The organism is Thermodesulfobacteriota bacterium, assembly GCA_040753795.1.
Taxonomy (GTDB): domain Bacteria; phylum Desulfobacterota; class Desulfobacteria; order Desulfobacterales; family Desulfosudaceae; genus JBFMDX01.
In genome coordinates, this window is record JBFMDX010000005.1 from 215818 (window position 1) to 241134 (window position 25317).

Here is a 25317-nt window from a genome sequence, read left to right on the forward strand (position 1 = left end):
CGAAAACATGGCAGCAAAAACAAAGAAAAAAAGCGACCCGGCCCGACCGCCCGCGGCCGAAACCATCGATCCCCGCCGGGGAAACAGCGTCGAGGCCATCAAGCAGGCCATGATCGACCACCTGATCTATTCCCAGGGCCGGACGCCCCCCATGGCCACGCGCAACGAATGGTACCTGGCCCTGGCCCCCACATGGCCTGGGACCGCATGTTCGAACGCTGGGCCAATCTCATCAACCATTTGAGGGACCCGGACGCCAGGATCGTCAGCTACCTGTCGGCGGAGTTCCTCATGGGGCCCCATCTCGGCAACGCCCTGGTCAACCTGGGCATTTTCGAGAACACCCGGGAGGCCCTGGCCCAGCTCGGCTCCAACCTCGACTACCTGCTGACCCAGGAGGAGGAGCCGGGGCTGGGCAACGGCGGCCTGGGCCGGCTGGCCGCCTGCTACCTGGATTCCATGGCCACCCTGAACGTGCCGGCCATCGGCTACGGCATCCGTTACGAATTCGGCATATTCGACCAGGAGATTCATGACGGCTGGCAGGTGGAGAAGACCGACAAGTGGCTGCGCCTGGGGAATCCCTGGGAAATCCTGCGGCCGGAATACGCCTACTACGTGAATTTCGGCGGACACACCGAGCCTTACACGGATGAAAAAGGCCGCTACCGGGTACGCTGGGTACCGCGGCGGGTGATCAAGGGTGTGGCCTATGACACTCCTGTCCCGGCGTTTAAGAATGCCTTCATCGACATCCTGAGGCTATGGCGGTCGGAAGCCGTGGAATCCTTCGATTTCCAGGCATTCAACGTCGGCGACTATTACAAGGCGGTGGACGAGAAAGTTATTTCCGAAACCATCAGCAAGGTCCTCTACCCCAATGATGAACCGGAAATCGGCAAGACCCTGCGGCTCTCCCAGCAGTATTTCTTTGTTTCCTGCTCCCTCCAGGACATGTTCCGCATTCACCGGCTGAAAGGGAGAAAGCCGGAAACCTTTCACGAAAGCTTTTCCGTCCAGCTCAACGACACCCACCCCTCCATCGCCGTGGCCGAACTCATGCGCCTGCTGGTGGACGAATACAACGTTCCCTGGGACAAGGCCTGGGACGTCACCCGCAAAAGCATGTCCTACACCAATCATACCCTGCTCCCGGAAGCGCTGGAAAAGTGGCCCCTGCCTTTTTTCCAGAAACTCCTGCCCCGGCACATGGAAATCATCTTTGAAATCAACCACCGCTTTCTCCAGGAAATCCGGGGCCTCCGCCCCGGCGACGACGCCCTGGCCGCCCGCCTCTCCATCATCGACGAGCGGGGCGAAAAGCAGGTGCGCATGGCCCATCTGGCCACCGTGGGCAGCCACCATGTCAACGGCGTGGCCGCCCTCCACACCGAACTCCTGGGCCGGACCGTGCTTAAGGACTTTTACGATGTTTTTCCCGACCGATTTATCAACGTAACCAACGGCGTCACCCCCCGGCGCTGGATCGTGCTGAGCAACCCCCGGTTGACCGGGCTGGTGTCGGAGGCCATCGGCGACGACTGGATCAGCCGTTTTGAAAAGGAAATAAAAAAAATCGCGCCCCTGGCCGATGACGCCGATTTCCGGGCCCGCTGGCGGGAAGTCAAAAACGCCAACAAGGCGGACCTGGCCGAACTGATCGTCAACCGGACCGGCATCACCGTCGACCCGAGATCGCTTTTCGATGTCCAGGTGAAACGCATCCATGAGTACAAGCGGCAGCATCTCAACCTGCTGCACATCATTACCCTTTTCAACCGCATCAAAGAGAACCCGGGCCTGGATATCGTGCCCCGCACCTTTATTTTCGGCGGCAAGGCCGCTCCGGGTTACGCCCTGGCCAAACTGATCATCAAGCTGATCAACTCGGTGGCGGACGTGGTCAATGAAGATCCCGACGTGGCCAACCGTCTCACGGTCGTCTTTTTTTCGGACTTCAACGTGACTTACGGCCAGCAGATCTATCCCGCGGCGGACCTGTCGGAACAGATTTCCACCGCCGGCAAGGAGGCCTCCGGCACCGGCAACATGAAGTTTTCCATGAACGGCGCCCTGACCATAGGCACCCTGGACGGCGCCAACGTGGAGATCCGGGAGGCGGTCGGACCGGACAACTTCTTCCTGTTCGGGTTAACGGCCGAAGAGGTCGACGAGATCAGGGCCGGCGGATACAACCCCGGCCGTTATTACCAGGAGAATGCAGCCCTGCGAAGGGTGATCGACCAGATCGGCTCCGGGTTTTTCTCGCCCGCATCCCCGGACCTATTCCGGCCTCTGGTCGACAATCTTCTGCATAAGGACCCTTACATGCTGATGGCCGATTACCAGGCGTATATTGACGCCCAGGACCGGGTGTCGGCCGCCTGGCGGGACCGGGAAAAGTGGACCCGCATGTCCATTCTGAATACCGCCCGGATGGGAAAATTTTCATCGGACCGCTCCATCCGGGAATATTGCAACAAGATCTGGGGGATAAAACGGTAATAATATAAGGAGAACGCATATGGCAAGAATAGCGCACATGACGATTCATTTCATGGACGGATCCAAGATCGTCTTCAAGTACCCCAAAATCACCGAAAAGGAAGCCGCCACCCTCGCCGGCAAGGTAAAAAAGGCACTGGACCAGGACAAGATCGTGGTCAAGACTTTCGATAGCCTGATTGTCATGCCCGTTTCCAACATCAAATACATCCAGGTGACGCCGCCGCCGGATGCCCTTCCGGCCGGGGTGCTCCAGAACGCCGAAATCGTGGAGTAAAAGCGTCGCGAATCGGATGGATCCGGATCAGAGAAGTTCTGTGATCCATATTCCAACGAAAGTCGGCATTATTAGAAATAAGGAGCTGAAAATGGCTACTCGTCATCAACGACAAATCAATGTCGCCAGGTCATCCTTCCGGCCGGTAATGTATGTCCTGGCCTTGCTGCTGATCGCCACCGCCTTTTCCGGCTGCAAGGCCAAAGAGAAGGCGGCGCCGCCGGTTCCGGAAGTGGCCGTAGTCGACGTCGTCCAGAAAGATGTCCCCATAAGCTATGAATGGGTCGGTACGACGGACGGCATGGTAAACGCCACCATTCGCGCCCAGGTGGCCGGTTATCTGATCGCCCAGAATTACAAGGAAGGCGACCTTGTCAAAAAGGGACAGGTCCTGTTTACCATCGATCCCCGGCCTTTCGAAGCGAGCCTCCAGCAGGCCAGAGCCGTGCAGGCCCAGCAGGAATCAAGCTGGCAGACGGCCCAGGCCAACCTGAAGCGGATCCGGCCCCTGGCGGAGAAAAACGCCGTCAGCCAGCGTGACCTGGACAACGCCATCGGCATGGAGCAGTCCACTCATGCCGCCATGTTAGCCGCCAAAGCCGCCGCGGACACCGCCGCCCTTAATCTGGAATTTACGAAAATCACCTCCCCCATCGACGGCATTTCCGGCCTGGCCAAGGCCCAGATCGGCGACCTGGTCGGCCCCGGGCAGATCGAAGAGCTGACTACCGTTTCCACTCTGGATCCCATCAAGGTTTATATTCCGTTAAGCGAACAGGAATATCTCAAGTCCATGGAGAACCGGAATTCGGACAGGCCGAGTACTGTTTTTGAGCTGATTCTTTCCGACGGCAGCACCTATCCCCACAAGGGAGAATTCGCCTTTGCCGACCGCCAGATTGACATTAAAACCGGCACCATCCGGGTGGCGGCCCTCTTCCCGAACCCCGGAAGTTTTCTGCGGCCGGGCCAGTACTCCAGAATCCGGGCCCAGGTGAATGTCCGGAAAGACGCCCTGCTGGTTCCCCAGCGGGCGGTTTCCGAACTCCAGGGCGGCTACCTGGTAGCCGTGGTGGACAAGGACAACAAGGTGGCCATCCGGCCGGTTAAGATCGGCGAGCGCGTGGGAAGCTTATGGGTGATCAGCGAAGGGCTCAATGCCGGCGAACGGGTTGTGGCCGAAGGCGTTCAGAAGGTCAAGGACGGCGTCGTGGTAAAACCGGTATCACCCGCGGCGCCGGGAGCGGCGGCGCCGGCGGCGACTGCGCCTCACGGCGGCACGGACAAGCCCAAACACTAGACTGGATTATAATTGATAAAGAGGTAGTGTCTCATGGCCAAATTTTTCATCAACCGACCCATTGTCGCCATCGTGATCGCCATCATTACGGTCATTCTCGGGATCGTCGCGCTCCTGGGTCTGCCCATCGCCCAATATCCGGAAATCGTGCCCCCGGAAATCTTCATCAACACCTTCTACGTCGGCGCGGACGCCCAGACCGTTGAGCAGTCGGTGGCCACGCCCATTGAGCAGGAAATGAGCGGCGTCGACAACATGAATTACATGTATTCGCTCAATGCCAACAACGGCGAGTTGAAGATGTACGTCAACTTTGACGTCAAAACGGACCCCAATATTGATCAGGTCCTGGCCCAGATGCGGAAAAGCCAGGCGGACGCCAAGATGCCGGCGGAGGTCCGCGACTACGGGGTAACGGTCAAAAAATCCCAGTCCGCTCCCCTGATGCTTCTCGCGCTCACTTCCCCCAAGGGAACATATGACGCCACTTTCCTGGCCAATTATGCCTATATCAACATCAATGACCAGTTGACGCGGATTGCCGGGATCGCCAGCGTCACGGTTTTCGGGGCCGGCCAGTACGCCATGCGGTTCTGGGTCAGGCCGGACCAGCTGGCCAAGCTCAACATCACCATTTCCGAAATCGTGGATGCCATCAAGAAGCAGAACACCGTCAACCCCGCCGGGCAACTTGGCGGCGAACCGGCCCCCCCCGGCCAGGAATACACCTACGCCATCCGCGCCCAGGGACGGCTGGAAAGCCCCGAGCAGTTCGGAGAAATCGTGTTGCGGGCCAATCCCGACGGCTCCATGGTGCGGCTCAAGGACGTGGCCCGCATTGAACTGGGTTCCCAGAGTTATTCCATTGAAGGCCGGCTCAACGGCAAGCCCTCGGCTATTCTCGCTTTATATCAGCTGCCCGGTTCCAATGCCATCAAAGCCGTGGACGGAGTCAACAAGCTGATGGAAGAACTCAAGCAGTCCTTTCCCCAGGACCTGGATTACGTGGTGGCCCTGGATACGACCAAGAGCGTGCGGGAAGGTTTGAAGGAAATCGTTCATACCCTGTTTGAAGCGCTGGTCCTGGTCATTATCGTCGTTTTTGTTTTTCTCCAGGGCTGGCGGGCGACCCTGATCCCGGCCCTGGCCGTGCCGGTCTCCCTGATCGGCACCTTTGCTCTGTTTCCCCTGATCGGGTTTTCCATCAACACCATCGCCCTCATGGGCATGGTGCTGGCCATTGGCCTGGTGGTCGACGACGCCATCGTCGTGGTGGAGGCGGTGGAACACAACATGGAACATGGCGGCCTGTCGCCCAAGGAGGCCACCGTCAAGGCCATGGAAGAGGTGTCCGGCCCGGTGGTGGCCATCGCCCTGGTGCTCTCCTCCGTGTTCCTGCCGACCATCTTCATCCCCGGCATCACCGGACGGCTTTATCAGCAGTTCGCGGTAACCATCGCCATTTCCGTGATGCTTTCCGCCTTCAACGCCCTGACGCTGAGCCCGGCCCTGGCCTCGCTGTTGCTGAAACCGAAGAAAACCGCCCGCGGTCCCCTGGGCGCCTTCTACCGCTGGTTCAACAATATGTTCGGCAATGCCACCAACGGCTACGTGCGCATGTGCGCCTGGTGCATCCGCAAGACCGCCATCAGCATGATCTTTCTGGTGGTTTTTGCCGCTGGCACCGGCCTTCTGGCCGGCCGGGTGCCCGGCGGTTTTCTGCCGGAGGAAGACCAGGGGTACCTGTACGCCGGCATCCAGCTTCCCAACGCGGCCTCCCTGCAGAGAACCAACGAAGCCTGCAAGGAGATGGAAAAAATCATCATGGAAACTCCCGGCGTGGAGTACTGTACCACGGTTGCCGGTTACAGCCTGCTCAGCGGCGTCACCAATACCTACAGCGGCTTTTTCTTCGTGACCCTCAAAGAATGGGGTCACCGGACCAAACCGGAAGAGCAGTACAGCGCCATCATGGCCGGCCTGAACCAGCGGCTCCGCACCATGCCCCAGGGCATCGCCTTCGCCTTTTCACCGCCGGCCATCCCCGGTATCGGTGCGGCCGGCGGCGTCACCTTCCTGCTCCAGGACCGGGCCGGAAAGGATATCACCTTCCTGGCGGGGAATGTGGCCAAATTCATGGAAGAGGCTCGGAAACGACCCGAGTGCGCCTCCGTCACCACGACCTTCCTGCCCACCATCCCCCAGTTGTTCGTCAACGTCGACCGGGACAAGGTGCTCAAGCAGGGCGTTGATCTGGGGCAGGTTTACCGGACCCTCCAGGCTTTCATGGGCGGGTATTTCGTCAACTACTTCAACCGCTTCGGCCGGCAATGGCAGGTCTATGTCCAGGCCGAGGGTGAGTACCGCACCAATATTGAACAGCTCGGCCAGTTCTATGTCCGCAACAACGACGGGGACACGGTGCCCCTGTCGGCCCTGACCAGTTCCGAACCGCGACTGGGACCCGAATTCACCATGCGGCACAACCTCTACCGCTCGGCCCAGATCAACGTGTCCGCGGCGCCCGGGTACAGTTCCGCCCAGGCCATGAAGGCCCTGGAAGAGGTCTTTTCGCAGACCATGCCCACTGAAATGGGTTACGATTACATCGGCATGTCGTACCAGGAGAAAAAGGCCCAGGAAGGGGTTCCCATATCGGTGATTTTCGCTCTCTCCCTCCTGTTTGTTTTCCTGATTCTCTCGGCCCAGTATGAATCCTGGTCACTGCCCTTCAGCGTTCTGCTGGCAACGCCCATAGCGATATTCGGGGCCTATGCCGGTATTTTCATGCGGCAAATGGAGTTTAATCTCTACGCCCAGATCGGCCTGATCATGCTCATCGGTCTGGCGGCCAAAAACGCCATCCTGATCGTGGAGTTCGCGAAAATGGAGTACGACAAGGGCAAACCGCTGGTCGAGGCGGCCCTGGAAGGGGCGCGGCTGAGACTCCGGCCGATCCTGATGACCTCCTTCGCCTTTATTCTGGGTTGCGTGCCCCTGGCCATTGCCAGCGGTTCCGGCGCGGTTGCCCGCAAGGTCATGGGCACCGGCGTCATCGGCGGCATGCTGGCCGCGTCATTTATCGCGATTTTTATCATCCCGGTAAGCTTCTATCTGGTGGAAAAACTGTCTCATCGCAAACATGAAGAAACCATCCAGCCGCATAAGGGAGTGGAATAACATGAAGAAGATATGCCGTTTACTGATCACCGGGCTGGTACTGACCTGTCTGGGCTGCGCCATCGGTCCGGATTACAAGCGTCCCGACGTGAACACCCCGGACAAATGGCGGGTCGATTACGCCGAAGCCCGGGATCTGACCAACACCCGCTGGTGGGAGCAGTTCAACGATCCGGTGTTGAACGAACTGATTACCGTGGCCCTGCAGGAGAACAAGGACCTGCTCATCGCCTCCGCCCGGGTCGAGCAGTATCTGGGCCTTTACGGCCGGACCCGATCCTTCCTTTTCCCCCAGATCGGCGCCAGCGGCAGCGGCTACCGGGAACGGGTGACCAAGGACGGCCGGTCGCCCCTGCCCGCGGACATGAATCCCGTGGACAACTCCTTTCAGGGCCTGATTTCCGCGGGATGGGAGTTTGACATCTGGGGCCGCAACCGCCGTGCCACCGAAGCGGCCCGGGCGGAACTGACCGGCGCCGAGGAAACGCGCAATGCCGTCATGCTGACGCTGGTCGCCTCCGTGGCCAACACTTACATCGACCTGCGCGACCTGGACCGGGAACTGGAAATCACCCGTCAGACCGCGGCCCTCCGCGGCGCCACTTACGACCTGTTCAAGGAACGTTTTGCCAGCGGCGTCGTCTCGGAACTGGAGTTGAGCCAGGTCCGATCGGAGTATGAAAAAGCCCTGGCCACCATCCCCCGCATAGAAAAGAGCGTTATCCAGACGGAAAACGCCCTGAGCATTCTCCTGGGGCGCAATCCCGCTCCCATCACCCGGGGAAAAGATATCGACGTCCTGTCCATTCCGTGCGTGCCGGCGGGCATCCCTTCGGACCTGCTGACGCGCCGGCCCGACATCCGCCAGGCCGAGGCCGACCTGGTCGCCGCCAATGCCCGCATCGGGGTGGCCCGGTCCCAGTATTTCCCCAGCATCAGCCTGACGGGTTATGACGGGACGGCCAGCGCCGAATTTGACGAACTGTTCGACAGCAGTTCGCATATCTGGAGCTACGGATTGGAGGCGACCGTTCCGATCTTCACCTTCGGCCGCATATCCGGCTCCGTCAAGGCGGCCGAAGCCATGCAGCAGCAGACGCTGTTCCGCTATCAGCAGGCGATTCAGAACGCCTTCCGGGACATGGATGACGCCCTCATCGATCAGCAGAAATCCCAGGAAGAGCTTGCCGCCCAGACCCGCCAGGTGGACGCCCTGCAGAACTACGCCCGACTGGCCCGGCTGCGGTTTGACGAAGGGTACACCAGCTATCTCGAGGTGCTGGACGCGGAACGGAGCCTGTTCAATGAACAGCTGAACCTTACCCAGATCCAGGCCGGCACGCTGCGGTCCCTGGTCAATCTGTACAAGGCCATGGGCGGCGGCTGGGTGGTGGAGGCGGACGCCATGACGGAACCGAAGAAAGATGCTGAACAGCCACAGAACATTGAGCAGAAATAAAAATGCTGGAACTGGCCAGCCCGGAGGACTTTGCTATCCCCCAGTGCGTGGATACGGCCGCCCAGGCCATTGACATCATCCGCCGCCGGCACGACCAGTGGCTACGGGAGCCTGGAGCGGGAGCATAAGGCCGGAAAGGAATAAAGCCGGACTGCTCCCCGGCGGGACATCAACGGATGAACGGAAAACAAATCACTATACTGGCAGTCGCCCTGGCGGCATCGGGCCTGATTCTCTGGCATGACCTTCCCCTGGAGTTCCCGTGGGTAATGCTCAAGGTGCTGATGCTGTTTCTGAAATTATTTGCGGTACTCGCCGTGGCTGTTTTTGCCTATGTAGCGGCCGGAAAGAAAAAACCGTCATAAAAAAGGAGAAATCCCGTATGAAAAAGAAAACTTCAGCAGGGAAATGGCTTATGGCCGCGGCAATGATCATGCTGCTCGGCGGCTGCGCGGTGGGAAGCTATCAGGCAAGAGACGTGGATACCCGAAATGCCGTCCTGGTCAACCCGAAAATTCTCGTCAAAGGGTCGGGCGATCAGGCCCTTTACCGTTATGTCAATCCCAAAAAGGACATAAAAAAATACAACCAGGTCATTATCGACCCGGTCATCGTTCAGAAGGACGGCGAACTGGACAAGGATGAACTGCAGGACTACCAGACCCTCGCCAACAACGCCTACGTCTATCTGACCCAGGAGCTGGAAAAAGATTATCAGATCGTCAAGGACCCGAAACCGGGCAGCCTGCGGATTCAGATGGCCATTATCGACGCCGACAGTACCAAGCCGGTCCGCAACACCATGTCCACCCTCATACCGGTCGGCATGGCCCTGTCCGCCATCAAATACGGCGCCACCGGCAAACAGTCCGGTGTCGGTGAAATTACCGTGGAGATGAAAATCACCGATGCTGCGTCAGGGGAACTCGTCGCCGCCGCCCTTGACCGGCGGGTGGGCGGGAAGCAACTGACCAAGCTCTGGAGCGACTGGAACAACGCCGATGACGCGCTTCAGTTCTGGGCGAAGAGATTGCGCTTTGTCATGTGCGACATGCGCGGCGGTAAGGACTGCGTGGCGCCATAAATTCGGTTTTGTAACAGACGTCACCGGATTTATGACCCGGAACATTTGGAAAATTGACAAAAATAAATTATGGAGAAAACCGATGAAAAGAAACCTATTCACATGTGCGCTCGGGGCGCTTCTGGCGGGACTCATCCTGTCCGGGTGTGCCGCCTCACCTAAAATCACCAAGCTGAACCGGGTCTGGAAATACGACATGTATACCGGCGGATACCCGGACCAGGTGATGGTGGTCGCTAAAACCAAAAGAACCGACAGCCGCGGGCCGCTGGAAGACCACATGTCCGGCCTGCTGGCCAAGTACAACATCACGGCGATCCCCAGCTACACCGTCATCCCCAACATCAACCTGCTGGAACGTGAACGGGTCAAACAGGTGGCCATTGACAAGGGCGTCAACGCGGTCCTGGCCACAAAAGTCGTGGACATCGATGAGGAAGAGGTGATCTTCAACTCCCAGAGCTACGACCGCGTTCATACGCGCTATGGCATGTACATGAGGCCGACCATGCCGAGCGGCCCCCAGGTGGAGCGCATCACCAAAGTCCGCGTGGAAACAGGTCTGTTCGAGCTGAAAACCGAAGAGTTGATCTGGGCGGCCACCTCCTCCGTCATGGACCCGGACACTGTGGATGAAGCCATAAAGGATTATTCCGCGGCGATCATCCAGCAGCTGGTCAAAGATGGTTATTTAAAGAAGTAAGATAAATTTTCCAATACTTTAAAACTTCAACAAAAAAAGGAGTATGGCATGAAAATGAGAACAGCAGCTGAATTGATTCTGATCGTTGTATTGACATCAACCCTTGCCTTGACCGGCTGCGCCCTGAATCAATCGAAAGAACCGGCGGCTCCCGCGGACACGTCCGCGAAAGCTCCCGGCGCTATCGTGGGCGAAGTCCGGGCCGTCACCGCCACGGTCGACGCCATTGATTACGAGACCAGACACGTGGTTCTGAAAACGCCTGACGGGACCCTGGCCCCGCTGAAAGTCAGTGAAGAGGCATATAACTTCGATCAGGTTAAAAAAGGCGATCTGGTCGATATTTCCTTTACCAAGGCGATCGCCCTGAAACTGGAAAAGGATACCGGCGCTGAGCCCGGCGTATCCACTTCCAGCAGGATCGAAAGAGCGCCCAAAGGCCAGAAGCCCAAGGGAACCGCCTATAACGTCATCGATATCCGGGCGAAAGTCGTCGCGGTCGATGCTAAAACGCGAGAAATCAAGCTGAGCCTGCCGGATGGAACCGTCTACCCGGTGATCGCGGACGACAGCGTTAAGCGTTTTGAAGAGATCAAAGTCGGCGATATCGTTCTGGCCAGCTATACCGAAGCCATGGCCATATCGGTCCGGCCCGCCGGTCAGCCGGAAAAGAAATAGCCTCACATAATACAAACCGGCCATGCCCGCGGGAGAAATGACATGGGTATAAAAAGTCTGGATTTCCATGAGGGGATCCTCACCTGGACCATAACGGGTCAGTTGAATCAACCGGATCTGGCGGCGGCCCAGAAAGCCGCCGCCGATTTTATCCGGAAGAACGGCCGCATCCGTATCCTGGTCGTGGCGGAGGATTTCGCCGGCTGGGCAAAAACCGGGGACTGGGGCGACCTTTCCTTCCAGATGGACAACGACAGGAATATCATAAAGGTGGCTGTCGTGGTTGACCGGAAATGGGAGGATCTGGTGAACGTGTTTATCGGTAAGGGACTCCGCCAGTTTCCGGTTGAATGCTTCCAGCCGTCTGAAAAAGGCAAAGCCCGGCAATGGCTGGACGAGACATAATCTTTCACCCCGTGAAGCCAAAACCATAACCGCGAAAAGGGATGACCGTTTGATGACGGCATCCCTTTTCAAATCGAACCGGATATTATGTCCTTCCGCTCACCAAGATAAAACGGCTGGTGCTGTTCATTGTAAAAAGGTGCGATTTATGAAACGGATCCGAATGACGGCAATGGCCGCCCTCTCATTGAGCCTCATGATGGTCTGGGGATGCTCCAGCATTGGGACCCATACGGTCGTCAACGACCGCTTTGACTATACCGGAGCCATCAGCGACTCCTGGAAACAGCAGATGCTGATCAATATCGTCAAGCTGCGGTATGGCGACGCGCCTGTTTTTCTGGATGTCGCTTCGGTCATTAATCAGTACTCGGTGGAAAGCCAGATGGACCTGAGGCTATCCTGGGCGGACCCCATCGTTTCAGCGGTAACCAACAGCCAGTCCACGGGCGGCACCGTGCGTTATACCGATCGTCCGACCATCACCTACACGCCGCTGAGCGGAGAAAAATTCGCCCGCAGCCTCATGAAGCCCCTGCCCCCGACGGCCATCCTGAGCCTCATCCAGGGAGGGTACCCCATCGATCTGGTGCTGCGGTTGTGCGTGCACTCGATCAATGGCGTCCAGAATCGATATGGCGGATCGGCACGGATGCGGTTGGCCGATCCTGAATTCTATCCTCTCCTGGAGCGGTTACGAAGGGTTCAGGGATCCGGCGCCATCGGATTACGGGTCCAGAAAACAAGCGAGATGGAAGGCGTCCTGATGCGTTTTACGGGCAAGGTGGAGGCCCCCGTGCAGGAGGACATCAACGCCATCCGCAATACCCTGGGGCTTGATCTTTCCGCCGATGAATTCAAGATCGTCTATGGTTCCATCGCCCAGAGCGATAAGGAGCTGGCACTGTTGACGCGGTCGGTTCTGGAAATCCTCGTCGACCTGGCCTCATGTATAGAAGTCCCGATGTCGCATGTGGAAGAGAAGCGGGTGAATCCGACCATGCCGGAAGAATCCGGCAGCGACGGCCCGGTTCCGGCGCTGATACGGATTCTCAGTTCTTCCGGGAAACCAGGCGAGGCCTTTATTTCCGTCCCCTATCGGAATCACTGGTTCTGGATCGATGACCGTGATTTAAGATCAAAATCGCTCTTTACCTTCCTGATGTTTATCTTTTCACTGACCGAGACCGGGGGTAAGGAGGGAGCGCCCATCATCACGGTGTCGACAGGTTAACCCTGAGATAAGGAATAAATCATGAAAACCTGGCCGCGTCATCCACTGATCTATGAAATCAATACCTGGGTCTGGCTCGGGGAACTGACCGGCAAATACGGAAAAGCCGTCACGCTGTCCACGGTTCCCACCGAAGAATGGGATGCGATTGCCTCGTATGGATTTGACGCCGTCTGGCTCATGGGCGTCTGGAAACGGAGCCCGGCGGGCATTGCCGTGGCCAACCGCAACAGCGGCCTGCTGGAGGACTTCAGGCGGGCCCTGGCCGATTTCCAACCGGAAGACAACGTGGGTTCGCCTTACTGCATCCGCGACTACGCGGTCGACGGGCACCTGGGAGGACGAAAAGGCCTGGCCGCTGCCCGGAACGAACTGGCCGGACGGGGGCTCAGGCTCATCCTCGATTTCGTCCCCAACCACGTGGCCCCGGACCATCCCTGGGTCAAGGGCCAACCGGCGTATTTCATTTCCGGGACCCCCGGTGACGCGGAATACGATCCGGCTTCATTTCTGAAGGTCGGTAAAAGCATATTCGCCTGCGGCCGGGACCCCTTTTTCCCGGCCTGGCCGGATGTGCTCCAGCTCAACGCCTTTTCCCCCGGGTTGAGGCAGGCGGCGGCGGACACCCTGGCGGATATCGCCGGCCAGTGTGACGGGGTACGCTGCGACATGGCCATGCTCTTCATCAACCGGATATTTGAAGGCACCTGGGGCGTCCGCGCGGGGAAGCGTCCGGAAGCCGAGTTCTGGACCGAGGTGATTACGGCGGTCAGGAAGGACCGCCCGGATTTCCTGTTCATGGCCGAGGCCTACTGGGACCTGGAGTGGGAACTTCAGCAGCAGGGGTTTGACTACTGCTACGACAAGCGGCTCTATGACCGCCTGGAAAAGGACACCGCCGAGAACGTGCGGCTCCATCTGTGCGCGGAGCCTGCCTTCCAGAAAAAGATGGTCCGCTTTCTCGAGAACCATGACGAGCCCCGCGCCTCGGCGGCGTTTTCACCGCCGCAGGTGCGCGCCGCCGCCGTTGTCATGGCAACGATCCCGGGCGCCAAGCTCTTTCATGAAGGCCAGTTCGAAGGAAGAAAAGTCCGGCTGCCCGTTTTTCTCGGCCGGCGCCCGGACGAGACGCCGGACCCGGAACTGCCGACTTTCTACCGGAAGCTGTTACTGGCCGCGTCTCTGCCGGAACTTCGCGGCGGCGACTGGCATCTGTGCGATCGCTCCGGCTGGCCGGACAATCCCGGTTACCTGGACCTGGTGGCCTGGTGCTGGGAACAGGACGGCAACCGTTCCCTGATCGTGGTCAATCTCTCGGACCGGCCGGCCCAGGGACAGGTGCGGGTGCCCTGGGACGACATCGCCGGCAAAACCTGGCGAATGACCGATTTTTTCACCGGCGAAGTTTTTGAGCGCGGCGGAGACGAAATGCGTCACCCGGGACTGTACGTGGATCTTTCTCCCCGGGGGTTTCATTTCCTGACCGGATGGACTCCCGTATAGCGATATCAATCGTCTGAAGATCGGAGAATGATAATGCGAAGCGTAAAACTTTCCTCCAGCCGGGATCGCTCCCGTCATTGGCCGGCCCGGCTGGGATATGCCCTGCTGCTGTCCCCGTTTCTCCTGTGGGGCATTTTTGCCCTGTGGTGGGGGAGCTGGCCCCGCGGAGCATGCCTGACCCTGCTGTCGGTTTATGCCGCCGCACATTGCGCCATTATCCTTCTGGCGCCGGTCCGGCGGGTGCTTCCGTTCTGCCTGGCGGCCTTCCTGGTTCCCCTGGCGTCCTTTCTGCTGATGCAGCCCTCCAATGACCGGAACTGGCAGCCGGACGTGGCCCGGACGCCTTACGCGGAGATCAGCGGTGACCGGCTCGTTGTGCATGATGTCAGAAACAACGTCTATCGCTCCGAGACCGATTATACCCCGGCCTATGAAACCCGGACCTACGACCTGTCGAAACTCAAGGGCGTTGACGTGATGCTGACGGACTGGGGACTGAAATACATCGCCCACACCATGGTCAGTTTCGCTTTCGAGGGGGACGACTACCTCTGCTTTTCCATTGAAACGCGCAAGGAAACGGGGGAAAGCTATTCGGCCGTCAGGGGTTTTTTCCGCCAGTACGAACTGATTTATATCGCCGGCGATGAGCGGGACCTGGTCCGGCTGCGCACGGACTTCCGCAAGGGCGAAAACGTGTACCTGTACCGTATGCGCTTCGCCTCCCCGGATGACGCCCGCCGGGTGCTGCTGGGATACCTGGAACGGATCAACCGGCTTCATGAACACCCGCAATGGTACAACGCCCTGACCGAAAACTGCATGACCAGCGCCTTCCGCCTGGCCCGCCGGGAGACGTCCGAAAAGAGGAAATGGCACTGGTCGATCATTTTAAACGGGTTCGCCGACCGCCACGCCTATGAAAACAAAAGAATCGACACGTCGCTTCCCTTTGACGAACTCAAACGCCTGAGCCTGATCAATGAACGGGCCCTGGCCGCCGGCGACGGGCCCGATTTTTCCCGAAAGATCCGGGAAGGGCTGCCGGGCATGAGTCAGTGACGGCCAATACGTTTTTATCAGATAACCGTTTTCTGTTTAAAATGTAACACAAAACAATGAGGAGACGAAAAAATGAACCAAATGCAGAAGATCTTTGTGGCGGCTGTCCTGCTCATGCTGTTTGCCGGATATGCCTTTGCCGAGGATTTTATGATCTTCCCCGGTAAAGGCCAGAGTAATGAGCAACTGGAAAAAGACAAATACGACTGCTACCAGTGGGCCAAACAACAGTCCGGTTTCGATCCCATGGCCGCGCCCCAGGCGACAACACCACCGCCGCAAGCCGAGGCGCCGCAGACCAATGCCGTTAAGGGCGCTGCCCGAGGTGCCCTGCTCGGCGTCGCGGTCGGCGCGATTGCCGGAGACGCCGGCAAGGGCGCGGCCATCGGAGCGGCTTCCGGCGGCCTGGTCGGCGGAATGAGAAAACGGGACCAGGTGGCCAAGCAGGAACAGGCCCAGAACAATTGGGAACAGCAGCAGGCCCAGCAATACGCGGCCAATCGCGACAAGTATAACCGGGCTTATACCGCCTGCCTTGAAGGCAAGGGATATACCGTAAAATAAAACAGGAGAAAAATGATGAACAAGCGAATGCTCATGATTGCCCTGCTTGTGGTGGCGGGGATTTTGCCGATATCGGCCAATGCCGCTGAATTTAACGGATCAAAGCCTTTTATCTGTACGATTATAGAAGCTTATGAGTGCGAACCGAATGCGGACTGCAAGCGGGTTACGGTCCAGGATATCGACTGCCCGAGATTCCTCAGGGTGGATGTGTCTAAAAAAATCATCGTCGGCACCATGACCGACCAGAGCACGCGGGATGTTGAAATCCAGTCCAGCGCCCATGTGGAGGGGAATTTCATCCTCCAGGGCGTTCAGAAAGACCGGGCCTGGAGCATGGTCGTATCGGAGTCCACCGGAATGATGACGCTGACCGTAACCGGTCAGGATGCGGGCTTCGTGTTCTTTGGAGCGAGTTATCTTCCATAACCGGTACGGATAACGAAAAGTCGGAAACCGTTTCAATACTATCCCGGGCCATGGAAACCGGGAAGGGGAAAAAACATGAATGCAGCCGATAAAATGAAATGGCCCACCGTCTTTTCAGGCTTGAAAGGGGGCACCCGGACGAATTTACCCAGGGAGATTTCCGCCGGCATTACCCTGGCGGCGCTGATCATCCCCCTGAACATCGGGTATGCCCAGGTGGCCGGGCTGCCGCCGGTCTTCGGCCTATATGCGGGCATCTTTCCCCTGGCCGTGTTCGCACTTTTCACCGGCTCCCGTCACGTGGTGGGAAGCCCGGATGCGACCATTGCCGCGATTCTGGGAGCGGCGCTGATCGGTTTTGCGCCCATCGGCGACCCGCTGCGGGTGGACTACGCCCTGGCCCTTTCCCTGCTGTGCGGGGTGCTGTTCATAGCGTTCTGGTTTTTCCGGCTGGCGTTTCTGGCGAATTTCCTGTCCCGGGCCGTATTGGCGGGATTCATCAGCGGCCTGGCCATCGAGGTGTTCACCAACCAGGTCCGGAAGATACTGGGAGTGTCGCATACAAAAGGAGTGGAGTTGGGGGCGATCGGTCAGCAGATTCATGATGCCATGACGGCTTCCCTGAACACTACTGGCTATTTTGCGGAACTCATCCTCCTGATCAAGTCCATACCGCATGCGAATCTGTACTCGGTGGCGGTCGGCGCCGGCGCGTTCTTGATCGTGCGGCTGATGAAAAAATACGCCCCCATGGCCCCGGCGGCGCTGATCGCCCTGATGCTGACGACGGTTGTCGCGTCACTGCTCGGCCTGGATCAGAAAGGAGTCAAGGTCCTGGGTTCCATACCATCGGGGCTGCCGTCACTGACCGTGCCGCGAGTGCCGCTTTCCGACTATGTGCAACTGTTCCCCGGCGCCATGGCGGTGGTGGCCATCACCCTGTGCAAGGGATTGCTGCTGGTCCGGGACTGCAGCCGGAAGAACCATACCAAAGCGGACGGCAACCAGGTGCTGTTTGCCTACGGCATGAGCAGCATCGCCAGCGGGTTCACCGGGTCGCTGGTTTCGGGTCCCAGTTCGTCCCGGACCGCCGCCATGGACGCCGCGGGATCCCGGACACAGATCTCCAGCCTCGCTGCCGCGGTTACGGTCGCGCTGGTCATGATGTTCTTGACGGATGCGCTGGCCTCCCTGCCGATTGTCGCCCTGGCCGGAGTCGTCGCCAGCGCGGTATTGAGCATGATCGAAATCGACGAACTGCGGGAATTCTGGCATACGCGCCGGTCCGAGTTCTGGATCGCGTCCATCTGCCTGTTTTGCGTCCTTGGATTGGGGCCGTTACGGGCCGTCATCATTGCCTTTCTCCTGTCCACCATCGACCTGGTCCGGCGGGCGTCCCGTCCCGGGACCTGGCTCCTTTACGAAGCACCGGACGGCAGTTATTTCATTCCCGAGAAAACCGACCATATCCCTGCCGACTCCGAGATAATTATCTACAGGTTTGGCGCGTCCCTCTACTTCGCCAACGCCACCCTGTTCGAGGAAGAAGTGGAACAGCTGATCACCCGGGCATCCCTGCCCGTCAAATGGTTCGTGCTGGACGCCCAGGCGTTGAATGATATCGACACCACCGGCGAGGATGTGCTGCATCAGATTTTCAAATGGCTGACCGATCGCGGGGTGACCGTTGCCGTCAGCCATGCCAGCCCGTCGACCCTTGCTTTGCTTAAAAAATATCATCTGCTGGATTTGATCGGGGAAAACCGGACCTACCCTTCCAACCGCCATGCCATCGCGGCATATCGCCGGGAGACCGGGCAGGTGGTGGCACCCCCTGCCGGATAATTCTTTTCCGGCATCGGGTTGTTTTTCGTTTGAATGAAAACAACTTATAGATATCGACCATAAAAATCATCGTATGTCACGCCAGACGACATGAAAGCGCGGTACAAAAAACTATAAGATGAGTTGGGAGCTTGAATATGCGATCGGAATCAATTGAATACAGAGTGACATGGTTCGGCGCACGACTTGCCCTGGCTGTTATCGCGGCATTGTTGATTGCCGGTTGCGCCACCCCGGTGGGCGTTTCCCGTGTAAAGGAAAGCGATGTATACCGTCAGATCGACGCCAGCGCCCTGACGACGAAAACCTTCAGCGACCATACGGCTATCGTGCTGCATCGTCACGGCATTAAAGGAAATGAGTTTTTTGATCATCCCGCGGCCGTCATCCGGAAATTGCATGAAATCGCCTGCAACGATGACCGGCGGGACCTGCTCCTGACCCTGTCGGAACTGTGTTATCTGGCAGCGCCCCGGGCGAAGGTTGAAAAAAAGATCCCGCCCGGCCCGGATTCGCCCCAAAAAAAGCGACCGGTTTATTCCAGTGACTATTATCTCGGCGCCTCGGTTTATGCCTACCTGTATCTCATGGGTGAAGGCAGCGAACCGCCGCCGGGGCCTTTTGACCGCCGTTTCCGCCTGGCCTGCGATTTATATAACCGGAGTCTGGCCAATCAACTGAATTTCATCAGCGAGCGGATTGAACTCAGCGACAAGATCATGGCCATGCCGGTCGGGCAGATCCACGTTACCTTCAAAACGGTTGAAGTACCCTGGAACACGGAAGAACTGGCCACCATCCTGCCGGCGGATACTTTCGAGGTCCATGGCCTGAGTATCCGCAACCGGGTATCCGGGCTGGGAGCCCCGATTCTGGCCGTGCGCAAGCGGCAACCCGGAAAGCCGGTAACGTCGGCCGTGGCCGCGACCTTGTTCGCCGAAATCAAAGGAAGTATCAGGGATATTGACAACGGCACCTGTCAGGCGGAGGTAAGCCTCTATTCACCCGAAGCCATGGGGGAAAACGAAATCACGCTGGACGGCAAAAAAATCCCCCTGGAAATCGACATGACGGCGCCCATCGCCTACGCCTTAAACGACCCGATCGTCTGGAAAATGGGCCGCAATCTTTTCCGCCTGGGCCGTTCACCGTTTAAACCCGGCCTGTACGCCTCACACCCTTATGCGCCGGGCCGTATCCCCATTGTTTTCGTCCACGGCACCATGAGCAGTCCCGTCTGGTGGGCGGAGATGTTCAACACCCTGTCGTCCGATCCCCGGATCCGCCAGCGCTTTCAAATCTGGATGTACCTGTATGACAGCGGCAAACCGGTGGTTTTTTCGGCCGCCCATCTGAGAGAATCCATCGCGAAAAAAATCAGGGAATACGATCCGGAAGGCCGGGACCCGGCCTTAAACGATATCGTCGTCGTCGGCCACAGTCAGGGAGGCCTGCTGACCCGCTGGACGGTCACCGAAAGCGGCGACACGCTGATCCGGGCGGCCACCGGAAAGTCGCTGGATGAACTGGACCTGTCCCCCGAGCAGATGGAAACCGTCACCCGATATGCCGTCATCCACCCCATGCCGGAGGTGAGCCGGGTCATCTTTATCTCCACCCCCCACCGGGGCAGCATCCTGGCCGGCAATATCGTCCGGCGGATCGCCGCTAAGTTTATTTCCCTGCCCCGGGAAGTGATTCAGACCGGCGCGGACCTGTTTAACTTCTATGAACGATTTTCCCTGGCGGGCAAACTCAAATGGAGCATACCCAGGACCAGCATCGACAGCATGTCGCCGGAAAATCCAGCGCTGCTGGCCATGGCGGAACTCCCCTTCCCGCCGGAGGTGAAGGCCCATTCCATCATTGCCGTAAAAGGCAAGGAAAAACCGCCGGAAGGCGATGACGGCGTGGTGGCCTATAAAAGCGCTCACCTGGAGGGGGTTGCGTCGGAACTGGTGGTTCCCTACGGCCACAGTTGTCAGGACAAGCCGGAGGTCATTGAAGAGGTGCGGCGCATTCTTATCGAACACCTGGAGGACCTGGAACACAAGAAGACAGAAAATCCGGTTCATTAAAGGCAAAAACGATTGATGCCGGCCGATACGCGATCGACTGGAGCGCGAGGCGTTATTATTTTCTGCATCCGAACATGAATGAAAGGAGAGAAAAAAAAATGAAAAAAACGATAGCCTTGATTCTGGTGGCCGCCCTGTTATCCGGATGCATGGGTACCGGTGCCATAAACGCTAAAGCGAAAGAATTAAATTTAAAAGTCACTGAAAACCGATGGGGCCGTGAAGGCACCTTCCTGGTTTTTACCGTTCTCTGGGTGTATCGAGTTTGCGCGGTTCTGGATCTGTTCATATTCAACTCCATTGAATTCTGGTCCGGAAAAAATTTCATTAATGGAAAAAACGCGCTGGTCGATTTGCCCATGGATCAAGTTCAAATGATAGGATTAAACGACATCAACAATGCGCGGATTGAACGAATAGACGAAAATAACGCAAAACTCCATGTCGATTTTGAGAACGGCGACAAGATGACTTTCGATGTTATCCGTGATCAGGACGTTTATACGGTGAGTTATCTGGGCAGAGAATTCTACCGGGGCGAACTGAAAAAAGAATCTTGATTGACCGGAAATCTCTGAACAACCATCTCATAATACACGGAGAGTATGAACATGATAACAAGAAAAATATTCATCGGTTTATTGATTGTTATTTGCCTGACCGGATGCATGGGACAAAACGGACTGATGGGGAAAGCCGCTAAATTCAACCTGTCGGTGGTGGAAAACCGATACGGCCGTGAAGGCGTCTTTATCTGCATGATACCGGCATATCTTGTCTGTTCGGTCTGCGACCTGCTCATTTTTAACTCGATTGAGTTCTGGTCCGGCACAAACCCGTTAAACGGGAAAGAAGCGCTGGTCGACACGAAACTGATCGAGGTGCCGAGCGATGTAGTTAAAAATATGGGCTTTAAGGAACTTGTTGCCGCCCGGATTGAGCGGCTGAATGACACCCAGGCCAAACTTTATCTTGCCTTTGAAAACGGAGACAGGGCCACGTTTGACGTCAACCGGGACGACCGGATCTATACCGTCAGTTACGGCAACGTCGAGTTCTACAAAGGTGTATTGAACTAGTTTCCATCCATCAATGGCCTTTTTCCGCAATCTCGGCGTCAAACTGCGGGGTTTTTTGTGCGGCGTACGAAAAGTACGCCTCCGCAAAACCCCTTGTTTTCCTTGACCTTGCGAAAAAATTCTCATTTCTGGATTGGAAACGTTTCCGCGTGACTTTTATAGCCCTGGATGGAAACGAACCAACCCGGATATTACATCGATGCCAACAAGTCATCCTTCATCCTATCCCCGAGCCCTTGTTGGCTCCATCTGCTGTGGTGAAGGCCGCTCTCAATAAGACATGGGAGCGTCCTTCAGCCCAATTTCTTGATTGAGAAACAGACTCACTTTATCTTTCTCAGTTCCCGGAGGCGGTCGATGTGCCCGGCCAGGATCAGGATATCGGTTTTGGCGACAGGTCGACCCGGCTCCGGGAAGCGGGGCGGTCCCTCCTGGCCGGGCTGCCAAACTGCCAGCAGAGAAACGCCGTAACGTTCCTGCAGCGTTAATGGCTCTATCATCGAGCCGACCAGGCTGGCCGGGGGGGAACCGGCGACGACCATCCATCCCTGGCCCAGTTCAAGAAAATCGATGGACCGGGTATGATGGATCAGCATGGCGGCTTTATGGGCCGCATGCCGGTCCGGCAAAATCACCTCAGTGGCGCCAACCAGCCTGACAATGGCCGCCTGCTCCTCGTTGGCCACCTTGACCATAATCTGGGGCGTCCGCATGTTCTGCAGATGATGCACCAGCAGCACGGTCGTTTCCAGCCGCTCGGGGAGGCACACGGCCACGATGTCGAACCCGGCGATTCCCAGTTCCTCCAGCACTGAATGGTCCGCCACGTCGGCCACCGCCGATTTGGTGACATCGGGTAGAATCCGCTGCACCTTGTCCTGGTTGCTGTCAACGGCCAGCACTTCATGCCCTAACCGGTAGAGTTCGACAGCAAAATGATAGCCGAAATCTCCCAGTCCGAGAACGGCCACACGGGCAAGTCCTTTCATTCGTTTCCCTCCATTTATTCAGATCCTTGGGAGTTCAAATATCTTAACCGATCATGATGGGCTCCTCGGCCAGCCTCACGGCCGGGGCCGGTTCATGTCGGGCAATCGCCACGGCGATGGTCAACGGTCCGAGACGCCCGATAAACATCAGCAGAATGAGAATGCTTTTGCCGCCTGCCGTCAGCGTCGGGGTGATCCCCGTTGACAGCCCCACGGTGCATAAGGCGGATACCACTTCAAACAAAATACCCACCGGCTGACCGGCATTATTTATGCGGGACAGATGGCTAAAACCGACGGTGGATAGCAGCAGAATTCCGGCAATGATGAAGACGGAGGCCAGAACCACGACTGAGAACGCTTTATCTACGGCCAGTTGAGGAATTCCCCGGTTAAAAAGGCGCGCTCTCCGACTGCCGCGAAGACGCGCGCGTGCCGACGCAAACAGCACGGCCAGGGTGGTGACTTTTATGCCGCCGGCGGTCGATCCGGGACAGCCGCCGATCAGCATCAGCACAATCGTCACAAAAACAGTAGCCGTAGTCGCCTGCAGGTAGTCGATGGAATTAAAACCGGCGGTCCGGGGCGTGACCGAAGCGAAAAAACTGATCAGGAACCGGCTCGTCAGGTTTGACCCGTTGAGCAGATTGTGGCTTTCCAGAGCCCAGAATCCGCAGGTGCCGGCCAGCAGCAGAAGGCCGGTTGTGGTCAGGGCTGTTTTGGTATGCAGGGAGAGCCGTCGCGCACTCCGGCCGCGGACCCGTTCCTTTAAATGGTCAAACAACTCCGTAATCACGCTGAAACCTATCCCCCCGAGAATGATCAAACCCGCGATGGGCAGGATCACGGCCGGATTGGAACGGGCGCTCATGAGGTTGTCCGGCCGCAGGGAGAAGCCGGCATTGCAGAAAGCGCTGACGGCATGGAATGAGGCGCTCCAGACGGCCTGCAACACCGGCAGGCGGGCCAGCTCGGCCGGCAGCAGGGTCAAGGCCCCGACAGCCTCGATCGCTACGGTCCAGATGAAAATCTGCAGCAGAAGGGTCTTGAGCTTTCCGCGGGGACGCGCAAGAAAGTTGCTTTCCACGACTTCGCCTGCCGAAAGGGACGTCCGTTGGCCGAAAAGCAGGAAAAGGGCCGTCGACAGCGTCGTTATGCCCAATCCGCCCAACTGGATCAGCAGCAGTATCGCGGTTTGTCCGAACGCCGAGAATGTGGTGCCGGTGTCGCAAACCGTAAGGCCGGTCACGCACACCGCGCTGGTTGCCGTGAACAGCGCATCAATAAAACTGACTCGCGCACCGGACGATGAAAAGGGCAGGCTGAGCACCACCCCGCCTGCCAGAGCCGTTGCCACAAACCCGCCGACCAGCAGCCGGGTCGGATTTTTCCGAAGCTTGTTCCACTGAATAAATGACATTATCCCACTCTATCCAAGTTATCTATGGCTGCAAGAACGTGAATCTACTGCCAGCGCCCTGCAACACTGCGGATGGAGCCAAGGGCTCGGGGTCAAGGTGACTCGCCCGAGGGGTGAAAGCTGTCGACATAAAACGGGCGTAAAATTCATTTTTTATCCAGCTTGATGACCAGCGGCCCATCTATTGCGTTCATCACATGGGAAGCCGGAAGGCCGCATTCAAGCAATTGTGTCATCGCCTTTAAATACTTACGGATGTGAAGAAAAAATTTCTGATATCCATTACAGAGGTATTGAAGCCCCGGCTCGCCATAATATGTTTTTGCGAAACGATGTTTCGGACAGCCCCCCTGGCAGGCGGCCAGGACATCGCATTCCCGGCACCATCTCGGCAGCGCGGATTCTTTGTCCACACCAAAGCCGGTGAGCAAGGATTTGTCCACCATTTCATTTAACGGGTCAATGGTGATATCACCCAGCCGATATCGGGGATAGACACAATGATCGCAGGCATATACATCGCCGTTATGTTCTATTACCAGAGACCGGCCGCATTGTTGGGCATGAATACACACCGGGGAAGGATTACCGATCCAGGCATTGAGCGCCCACTCGAAATTCATCACAAAGACCTTGCCCACATCGTGCCGGACCCATTCCTCATATATGGCGATCAGAAAGTCGCCGTATTCATCAGGAACCACCGACCATGGAGAAACCTCGGCCTGAAGTTCTTCCTTATATAGCGCCGCGGGTCCGGCGAAGCGCAAGCCCTCTTTTTTACTGATTGCATCCGGCAGGCGCTCGACGATTGGTGAAAATTGAATGAATTCGACACCCGCATCCTTAAAAAACCGGTAAACGGCAAGGGGATGCCGGGCCGTGTCACGGGCTACGCAGGCCATCACATTATAATCCACCTGATGTTTCTGGAGCAGCCTCAGCCCCCGCATTACTTTTTCAAATGAACCCTCTCCCTCACGATCACGCCGATAGCGGTCATGAATCTCCCCGGGGCCATCCACGCTGATGCCGACCATGAAATGATGTTTTTTCAAAAAAGAGCACCACTCATCGGTCAGCAGCGTTCCGTTGGTCTGTAGCGCATTGCTGATCTTCTTGAGCTCTGTAAATGGCCGCTGAAACTCGATCACTTTCCTGAAAAAATCAATTCCCAGCAATGTCGGCTCACCGCCCTGCCAGACGAAATCAACCATCGGCGTGGGTTGGGCGGAGATATAGCGGGTGATGAATGCCGAAAGGACATCGTCCGACATCCGGAAATTTTTCGTGGAACCGAAAAGCGCCTGTTTTTCCAGATAAAAGCAATACTCGCAGTTTAAATTGCAAACCGGCCCAACCGGCTTGGCCACAACGTGGAGGCCCTGGCCTGTGCGTTGTTCCCGAATGCTCTCCTTTGCTTGTTCCGTTGGCATAAGCGCCTTGCTTTATTCAATCCGGTGCGGCAGATGTCATTTTTTTGCTATTGGGATCGGGTAAAAAAGGATGCCCTGACAGAACGA

Annotated in this window: 22 protein-coding genes and 1 pseudogene; 20 read left to right on the forward strand and 3 right to left on the reverse strand. The window is 57.5% G+C overall.

Going from position 1 to position 25317, the window contains the following annotated elements:
• Positions 1–7 precede the first annotated feature (7 nt).
• From AB1724_08745 to AB1724_08840, 20 genes and pseudogenes are all read left to right on the forward strand, one after another.
• A pseudogene (locus tag AB1724_08745) lies at positions 8–2505 on the forward strand (glycogen/starch/alpha-glucan phosphorylase).
• 19 nt (positions 2506–2524) lie between these two features.
• Positions 2525–2782, forward strand: coding sequence for a hypothetical protein (locus AB1724_08750; GenBank protein ID MEW6077886.1), 258 nt, complete (start codon positions 2525–2527; stop codon positions 2780–2782).
• 91 nt (positions 2783–2873) lie between these two features.
• Positions 2874–4082, forward strand: a complete 1209-nt coding sequence (locus tag AB1724_08755) for an efflux RND transporter periplasmic adaptor subunit (GenBank protein MEW6077887.1) — start codon at positions 2874–2876, stop codon at positions 4080–4082.
• Positions 4083–4115: 33 nt separating this feature from the next.
• A complete protein-coding gene (locus tag AB1724_08760) occupies positions 4116–7262 on the forward strand; it encodes a multidrug efflux RND transporter permease subunit (GenBank protein ID MEW6077888.1) in 3147 nt (1048 codons plus the stop codon).
• A gap of 1 nt (position 7263) precedes the next feature.
• Entirely contained in the window at positions 7264–8721 is a 1458-nt protein-coding gene (locus AB1724_08765; protein ID MEW6077889.1) for an efflux transporter outer membrane subunit, read from the forward strand.
• 2 nt (positions 8722–8723) lie between these two features.
• Complete coding sequence (locus AB1724_08770; protein MEW6077890.1) at positions 8724–8849, forward strand: hypothetical protein; 126 nt, start codon at positions 8724–8726, stop codon at positions 8847–8849.
• Between the two features lie 48 nt (positions 8850–8897).
• Positions 8898–9086, forward strand: coding sequence for a hypothetical protein (locus tag AB1724_08775; protein MEW6077891.1), 189 nt, complete (start codon positions 8898–8900; stop codon positions 9084–9086).
• 17 nt (positions 9087–9103) lie between these two features.
• The gene (locus AB1724_08780) at positions 9104–9805 is read left to right on the forward strand and encodes a DUF3313 domain-containing protein (protein ID MEW6077892.1); all 702 of its coding nucleotides are present in this window, start codon (positions 9104–9106) and stop codon (positions 9803–9805) included.
• Between the two features lie 82 nt (positions 9806–9887).
• Positions 9888–10508 (forward strand): hypothetical protein, encoded by a 621-nt coding sequence (locus AB1724_08785; protein MEW6077893.1) that lies wholly within the window; start codon positions 9888–9890, stop codon positions 10506–10508.
• Between the two features lie 48 nt (positions 10509–10556).
• A complete protein-coding gene (locus AB1724_08790) occupies positions 10557–11186 on the forward strand; it encodes a hypothetical protein (GenBank protein MEW6077894.1) in 630 nt (209 codons plus the stop codon).
• A gap of 42 nt (positions 11187–11228) precedes the next feature.
• Positions 11229–11591, forward strand: coding sequence for an STAS/SEC14 domain-containing protein (locus tag AB1724_08795; GenBank protein MEW6077895.1), 363 nt, complete (start codon positions 11229–11231; stop codon positions 11589–11591).
• A 148-nt stretch (positions 11592–11739) separates the two neighbouring features.
• Positions 11740–12825 (forward strand): hypothetical protein, encoded by a 1086-nt coding sequence (locus AB1724_08800; GenBank protein ID MEW6077896.1) that lies wholly within the window; start codon positions 11740–11742, stop codon positions 12823–12825.
• Between the two features lie 21 nt (positions 12826–12846).
• Positions 12847–14328 (forward strand): alpha-amylase family glycosyl hydrolase, encoded by a 1482-nt coding sequence (locus AB1724_08805; protein MEW6077897.1) that lies wholly within the window; start codon positions 12847–12849, stop codon positions 14326–14328.
• Positions 14329–14361: 33 nt separating this feature from the next.
• The gene (locus tag AB1724_08810) at positions 14362–15390 is read left to right on the forward strand and encodes a DUF4105 domain-containing protein (GenBank protein MEW6077898.1); all 1029 of its coding nucleotides are present in this window, start codon (positions 14362–14364) and stop codon (positions 15388–15390) included.
• A gap of 72 nt (positions 15391–15462) precedes the next feature.
• Positions 15463–15954, forward strand: a complete 492-nt coding sequence (locus tag AB1724_08815) for a glycine zipper family protein (protein MEW6077899.1) — start codon at positions 15463–15465, stop codon at positions 15952–15954.
• A gap of 12 nt (positions 15955–15966) precedes the next feature.
• The gene (locus AB1724_08820) at positions 15967–16383 is read left to right on the forward strand and encodes a hypothetical protein (protein MEW6077900.1); all 417 of its coding nucleotides are present in this window, start codon (positions 15967–15969) and stop codon (positions 16381–16383) included.
• 75 nt (positions 16384–16458) lie between these two features.
• The gene (locus AB1724_08825) at positions 16459–18228 is read left to right on the forward strand and encodes a SulP family inorganic anion transporter (GenBank protein MEW6077901.1); all 1770 of its coding nucleotides are present in this window, start codon (positions 16459–16461) and stop codon (positions 18226–18228) included.
• A 137-nt stretch (positions 18229–18365) separates the two neighbouring features.
• Positions 18366–20306 (forward strand): hypothetical protein, encoded by a 1941-nt coding sequence (locus AB1724_08830; protein ID MEW6077902.1) that lies wholly within the window; start codon positions 18366–18368, stop codon positions 20304–20306.
• A 98-nt stretch (positions 20307–20404) separates the two neighbouring features.
• On the forward strand, positions 20405–20866 hold the full coding sequence (locus tag AB1724_08835) for a DUF3332 family protein (GenBank protein MEW6077903.1): 462 nt from the start codon (positions 20405–20407) through the stop codon (positions 20864–20866).
• 51 nt (positions 20867–20917) lie between these two features.
• Complete coding sequence (locus AB1724_08840; GenBank protein MEW6077904.1) at positions 20918–21385, forward strand: DUF3332 family protein; 468 nt, start codon at positions 20918–20920, stop codon at positions 21383–21385.
• A gap of 323 nt (positions 21386–21708) precedes the next feature.
• On the opposite strand, the gene AB1724_08845 is transcribed toward AB1724_08840, so the two are convergent.
• From AB1724_08845 to AB1724_08855, 3 genes are all read right to left on the reverse strand, one after another.
• Positions 21709–22374 (reverse strand): TrkA family potassium uptake protein, encoded by a 666-nt coding sequence (locus tag AB1724_08845; GenBank protein ID MEW6077905.1) that lies wholly within the window; start codon positions 22372–22374, stop codon positions 21709–21711.
• A gap of 43 nt (positions 22375–22417) precedes the next feature.
• The gene (locus AB1724_08850) at positions 22418–23794 is read right to left on the reverse strand and encodes a TrkH family potassium uptake protein (GenBank protein ID MEW6077906.1); all 1377 of its coding nucleotides are present in this window, start codon (positions 23792–23794) and stop codon (positions 22418–22420) included.
• Positions 23795–23940: 146 nt separating this feature from the next.
• Entirely contained in the window at positions 23941–25230 is a 1290-nt protein-coding gene (locus AB1724_08855) for an anaerobic sulfatase maturase (GenBank protein ID MEW6077907.1), read from the reverse strand.
• Positions 25231–25317 lie beyond the last annotated feature (87 nt).